Annotated in this window: 6 protein-coding genes; 5 read left to right on the top strand and 1 reads right to left on the bottom strand. The window is 66.9% G+C overall.

Features of this window, described 5'->3' with window-relative positions; genetic code table 11:
- Positions 1-1327 (bottom strand): acyl-CoA carboxylase subunit beta (locus tag A9X05_RS20525; RefSeq protein WP_067783811.1); only part of this gene is annotated, 1327 nt, incomplete at its 3' end.
- An 85-nt stretch (positions 1328-1412) separates the two neighbouring features.
- Between A9X05_RS20525 and A9X05_RS20520 the strand changes: the two genes are divergently transcribed.
- From A9X05_RS20520 to A9X05_RS20500, 5 genes are all read left to right on the top strand, one after another.
- The gene (locus A9X05_RS20520) at positions 1413-2435 is read left to right on the top strand and encodes an LLM class F420-dependent oxidoreductase (RefSeq protein ID WP_067760461.1); all 1023 of its coding nucleotides are present in this window, start codon (positions 1413-1415) and stop codon (positions 2433-2435) included.
- Between the two features lie 11 nt (positions 2436-2446).
- Entirely contained in the window at positions 2447-3667 is a 1221-nt protein-coding gene (locus A9X05_RS20515) for a cytochrome P450 (protein ID WP_067760588.1), read from the top strand.
- A gap of 109 nt (positions 3668-3776) precedes the next feature.
- On the top strand, positions 3777-4601 hold the full coding sequence (locus A9X05_RS20510) for an SDR family NAD(P)-dependent oxidoreductase (RefSeq protein ID WP_067760464.1): 825 nt from the start codon (positions 3777-3779) through the stop codon (positions 4599-4601).
- 58 nt (positions 4602-4659) lie between these two features.
- Positions 4660-5277, top strand: coding sequence for a TetR/AcrR family transcriptional regulator (locus A9X05_RS20505; protein WP_067760466.1), 618 nt, complete (start codon positions 4660-4662; stop codon positions 5275-5277).
- A gap of 23 nt (positions 5278-5300) precedes the next feature.
- Positions 5301-5955 (top strand): hypothetical protein (locus A9X05_RS20500; protein ID WP_067783808.1); only part of this gene is annotated, 655 nt, incomplete at its 3' end.

Here is a 5955-nt window from a genome sequence, read left to right as displayed (position 1 = left end):
GCTTCGCGGTGATGTCCTCGCCGGCATGGGTCGCCCGGCCCAGCGCGGCCGCGCTCATCGCGCCCATGGTCGCCCCGGGGTAGGCGAACGTCGCGCTCTGGTGGTCAAAACCGAGCAGCGACATGACCATCGAGCCGAATCCGTATGCCTTGCGCAGGGTGACGTGCAACTTGACCGTGGTTGCCGCCGTCTGCGCGGCGAACATCCGCGCACCGGCGCGCAGCACCCCGCTGCGTTCGGACCGACTGCCGGGCAGCATGCCGGGGTTGTCGGCAAGGAAGACGATGGGCAGGTGGAACGAGTCGGCCACCATGATGAAGTGCGCCGCCTTGTCCGCCGCGTCGGCGTCGATGGAGCCCGCGAGCACGTTGGGCTGATTGGCGACGACCGCGACCGGGTGGCCACCGAGATGGGCCAGCGCGCAGATGATCGCCTTGCCGTACCGCGGCTGCACCTCGAACCAGTCGGGCCGGTCGAAGACCACGTCGAGCACGGCGCGCATGTCGTAGACGCGGCGGTTGTCGCGCGAGACGATGTCGAGCAGTTCGGGCGTCGCGCGCTGCTCGCCGGCCTCGTCGGGCGGTAGCTGCGCCGGGTAGGACCACGCGCTCGGCGGGAAATACGACAGGTACCGCCGAATGTCGGCGATCACGGCCTCGTCGTCTTCGGCGACGTTGTGGATCACCCCGCTCGGCACGGCGGTGCCGGGCCCGCCGAGATCCTCCTTCGAGATCTCCTCTCCGGTGGACTCTTTGACGACCGGCGGGCCGGCGGTGAAGATCGCGCCCTGCGCGCTCATGATCCGGAAGTCGCAGACCGGGGCGACGAGCGCGCCGTGTCCGGCCGAGGGGCCGAGCACGGCGGCGACGGTCGGCACCCGGCCCGAGCACTGCGCCTGCGCGAGCAGGTCGGTGGGGGCGCGGCCGTAATGTCCACCGCCAGGTCGGAAGCCCGCGCCTTCCAGCAACATCACCAGGGGAACCTTGTCGCGCAGCGCGAGTTCGGCGATGCGGTAGCGCTTGGAGTTGCCGCCCGGTCCGATGCTGCCGGCCATGGTGGTGAAGTCCTCCGAGCCCAGCATCACCGGCGAACCGTTGATCAACCCGGAGCCGACGACCAGCCCGTCGGCCGCGATCTCGCCGCCGACCAGCGTCCCGATTTCTCGGAACGTCCCCGGGTCGAGGAGGCGCTCGATGCGCGCCCGGGCGTCGAGCTTGCCCTTGCCGCGGTGCTTGTCGAGCCGTTCGGTACCACCCATGCCCCACGCACGCTCACGGCGCCGCCCGAGATCGTCGAGCGTTTCTCCCCAGTCCTGGGCTTTCGACATGCCTCTGTCCTACCTCATGCAAGTTTCGTCTGGTGAGCGGATCTGCAGGGTCACATACTGGATTGCTTACTGTAAAGTTACCCGCATGGCCGACGCCGCCCGACTCAAGGTCGACGGGGGCATCCCCAATCAACTCGCTCGCGCGGCCGACGCGGCGGTCGCCCTGGAACGGCAGGGCTACGACGGCGGATGGACGCCCGAAACCAGCCACGACCCATTCCTGCCGCTGCTGCTGGCCGCCGAGCACACGAAGCGGCTGGAAATCGGGACCAACATCGCCGTGGCGTTCGCCCGCAACCCGATGATCGTCGCCAACATCGGTTGGGATCTGCAGGCGTATTCGAAAGGCCGGTTCATCCTCGGGCTGGGCACTCAAATTCAGCCCCACATCGAAAAGCGGTTCAGCATGCCGTGGAGCCACCCGGCCCGGCGCATGCGGGAGTTCGTCTCGGCGCTGCACGCGATCTGGGACGCCTGGCGCGACGGCGGCAAGCTGCGTTTCGAGGGCGAGTTCTACACCCACAAGATCATGACGCCGATGTTCACCCCCGAGCCGCAGCCCTATCCGATGCCGAAGGTGTTCGTCGCCGCGGTCGGTGAGGTGATGACAGAGATGTGCGGCGAGGTCGCCGACGGACACCTGGGCCACCCGATGGTGTCCAAGCGCTACATCACCGAGGTCACCGCGCCCGCGCTGTTACGCGGCCTGCGGCGGGCCGGCCGCCGGCGCGGCGACGTCGAGTTGTCGGCCGAGGTGCTGGTGGCCACCGGCGAGAGCGACGCCGAGCTGCAGACCGCGACGGCCGCGGTGCGCAAGCAGATCGCCTTCTACGGGTCGACGCCGGCCTACCGCAAGGTTCTCGAGCTGCACGGCTGGGGCGACCTGCACGCCGAGTTGAACCGGCTGTCCAAGCAGGGGGAGTGGGACGCGATGGCCAAGCTGATCGACGACGAAATGCTGGCGACCTTCGCGGTCGTCGGGCCGGTCGACGAGGTCGGCGCCGCGCTGCGAGACCGCTGTGAGGGTGTCGTCGACCGCGTCCTGCCGATCTTCATGACCGCTTCGCAAACCTGTATCACCGCCGCGATGAAGGAGTTTCGCCAGTGAGCACCACGACGATGGACGACGCCGGGAAGTTGTTGGCCGATCCACTGGCGTACACCTACGAGGAGCGGCTGCACGCGGCGCTGGCTCACCTGCGCGCCAACGCGCCGGTGTCGTGGGTCGAGGTGCCGGACTATAAACCGTTCTGGGCGATCACCAAGCACGCCGACATCATGGACATCGAGCGCGAGAACATGTTGTTCACCAACTGGCCGCGCCCGGTGCTGACCACCGCCGAGGGCGACGAGATGCAGGCGGCCGCGGGCGTGCGCACGCTGATCCACCTCGACGATCCGCAGCACCGGGTGGTACGCGCGATCGGATCCGACTGGTTCCGGCCAAAGGCGATGCGGGCGTTGAAGGTTCGGGTCGACGAGCTCGCCAAGATCTATGTCGACAAGATGATGGCCGCGGGTCCCGAGTGTGACTTCGTCCAGGAGGTGGCGGTCAATTACCCGCTGTTCGTGATCATGTCACTGCTGGGCCTGCCGGAGGCCGACTTCCCCCGGATGCTCAAGCTCACCCAGGAATTGTTCGGCAGCGACGACTCCGAATTCAAGCGCGGCAGCTCCAACGAGGACCAGCTGCCTGCGTTGTTCGACATGTTCCAGTACTTCAACGGGGTCACCGAGGCGCGCCGCGAACACCCGACCGACGATCTCGCCTCCGCGATCGCCAACGCCCGCGTCGACGGGGAACCGCTGTCGGACATCGACACGGTGTCCTATTACCTGATCGTGGCCACCGCCGGTCACGACACCACCAGCGCGACCATTTCCGGTGGGCTGCAAGCACTCATCGAAAACCCCGACCAGCTCGAGCGGCTGCAGGCGAATCTCGACCTGATGCCATTGGCCACCGAGGAGATGATCCGCTGGGTCACGCCCGTCAAGGAATTCATGCGCACCGCCAACGCGGACACCACCGTGCGCGGAGTGCCGATCGCCGCGGGCGATTCCGTGCTGCTGTCCTATGTGTCGGCCAATCGCGACGAGGACGTGTTCACCGACCCGTTCCGCTTCGATGTCGGGCGCGACCCCAACAAGCACCTGGCCTTCGGGTACGGCGTGCACTTCTGCATGGGCGCGGCCCTGGCCCGTATGGAGGTCAACAGCTTCTTCACCGAGCTACTGCCGAGGCTCAAATCCATTGAGCTGATCGGTGATCCGGAGTTGGTCGCCACCACCTTCGTGGGCGGCCTGAAGCACCTGCCGGTGCGGTACTCGCTGGCCTGACTTTCCCAGCTCTATTCGCGGCAGACAGCCATCAGCGCTGAATGGCCCTCGCGTCGATGAGCGCCCCGCTTATCGCGTGATCGCTACACTCCGGCGTGGAGGTCTCGCAATGACGCGCAGGACGATTGTCATCACGGGTGCCAGTGACGGCATCGGTGCCGCTGCGGCTCGTCGCCTCAGTCGCACCGGCGCCCGGATCGTCGTGGTGGGCCGCTCCCAAACCAAGACCGCCGCGGTGGCCACCGAATTGGGCGCGGACTACTTCGTCGTCGACTACGCCGACCTATCCCAGGTGCGGGCGCTGGCGGACAATTTGCGTTCGCAGCACCCGCGCATCGACGTTTTGCTCAACAATGCGGGCAGGATGGCCAGCAAGATCGAGCTGACGTCGGACGGCTACGAACGCACCTATCAGGTCAACTACCTGGCGCCGTTCCTGTTGACCACCCGATTGCTGGATGTGCTGCTGGAGTCCCGCGCCACGGTCGTCAACACGACCAGCTCGTCGCACAAGCTGGTCTTCCGTGCCACCGTCGACGACCTGGAGAACACCGCCAGCCGCCGCCCCGCCGCTGCCTACGCGTTCTCGAAGTTCGCAATCGTGTTGTTCACCAAGGAATTACATCGGCGCTACCATGACGCCGGTCTTTCCGTCGCGGCCGTGCATCCCGGCAACGTCAACTCCAACATCGGCATTGCCTCGGGTTCGCGATTTCTCGTGTTCATGCAGCGGTACACCCCGGCGGTGCTCTTCATCTCGAGCCCGGACCAGGGCGCCGACCAGTTGGTGCGGCTGGCGTCGAGCGCGCCCGTATCGGAGTGGACGCCCGGCGCCTACTACGCCAAGCGCAAGATCGCCAAGACCAGTCGCCTGGCAAACGACCCGCGATTGGCCGCCCAGCTGTGGGAGCGCACCGCGGCCAGGCTCGGCTGACGATTCCGCGCGCGGGTGATCTTCGATACTCATTAGTATCTAACCGATACTGACGGGTATGCTACTGCACATGTCGCCCGTCAAACCGCATCGCACCCGCCCCACCCGCGGCGAGGTTCGCGACCGGATCCTGGACGCGGCGTCGAAGGTGTTCGCCGCCGAGGGTTTCGCCGGTGCCACCATCGACGCGATCGGTCAGGCCGCGGGCTTCACCAAGGGCGCGGTCTACTCCAACTTCGAGTCGAAGGACGAGCTGTTCCTGAGCCTGCTCGACCGCGAGTTCGAGCTGCGCGGCGAGCAGATCGCGATAGCGCTCGACCGCAGCGACGGCGACACCGCCGCGGCCGCGCGTGAGGTGAGCCGGTCGGTGCTCGACTCGGTCCGCGACCATTCCGACTACTACGTGCTGCTCGTCGAGTACTGGCTGCGCGCCCAGCGCGATCCGCAGCTTCGGGGGCGCCTGATCGAGCGCCGTCGCGCCGCTGCCGACCAGGCGCTGCACATCGTCGAATCGACCGACACCGTGCCGGGCGACCGGCGGCTGACCGACATCGCCCAGCTCGTCGTCACCCTCAACCTGGGCGTCGCGATGGAAGAGGTGCTGCGTCCCGGAACCATCAACCCCGATCTGCTCGCGCAACTGATCACCGCACTGCTGAAATCGATTCCGGTTTGAAGGAGATCAGGGAAAGTCACACCATGGATGTCAAAGACGAACCGGACGACATCGCACCGGTGATCACCGCCGCCGGATTGGGGGTCGACGGTGAGCACGGACCGCTGTTCTCGGGGGTCGACCTGGCCCTGACGCCGGGGTTCCACGCCATTCAGATGCCCGGGGGCCCGGGTCAGACAACGCTGTTGTTGACGATCGCGGGACGCTTCAAGGCCAGTCACGGCTCGTTGAGCGTGCTCGGCGAAACGACGCCGCGCGCGATCCGCCGCCGGTGCGCGATAGCGGCCTTCGACGACATCGATGAACTCGAAGAGTCGGTGACCGTGGCGACCGTACTCGCCGAGCAACGCCGGTGGCTGGCGCCGTGGTATTCGCTGGTGCCGCCGCAAGCCGGTCAGGCCGGGCTGACGGAGGTCTTCGGCGACATGCCCCCGCCGTCTTCGGACACCTACATCGTCGAATTGTCCGACCTGGAACTGTTTTTGCTGCGGATCACGCTCGCGCTGCTGTCGAATCGTCCGATTCTGGTGGTCGGCGACCTCGAGCAAGTGCGCGACAACTCCCGGCGAGCGATCGCGGTGGAACGGCTCGGCGTGATCGCCCAGCAGCGCACGGTCGTCGTCGGAGTCACCAACCCGCTCGGCACCGACGCACCCGAGCACGAGCTTCACGATCGCC

It is taken from the genome of Mycobacterium sp. E3298 (assembly GCF_001666895.1).
Taxonomy (GTDB): Bacteria; Actinomycetota; Actinomycetes; order Mycobacteriales; family Mycobacteriaceae; genus Mycobacterium.
The sequence above is the reverse complement of the archived record's forward strand: the minus strand, read 5'-3'. Positions and strand labels throughout refer to the sequence as shown.

What these genes read in the sequence shown, in the direction of transcription:
- A9X05_RS20520 (WP_067760461.1), top strand. Translation starts at nt 1,413, where the DNA reads ATGGCCGACGCCGCCCGACTCAAGGTCGACGGGGGCATCCCCAATCAA.
- A9X05_RS20515 (WP_067760588.1), top strand. Translation starts at nt 2,447, where the DNA reads ATGGACGACGCCGGGAAGTTGTTGGCCGATCCACTGGCGTACACCTAC.
- A9X05_RS20510 (WP_067760464.1), top strand. Translation starts at nt 3,777, where the DNA reads ATGACGCGCAGGACGATTGTCATCACGGGTGCCAGTGACGGCATCGGT.
- A9X05_RS20505 (WP_067760466.1), top strand. Translation starts at nt 4,660, where the DNA reads ATGCTACTGCACATGTCGCCCGTCAAACCGCATCGCACCCGCCCCACC.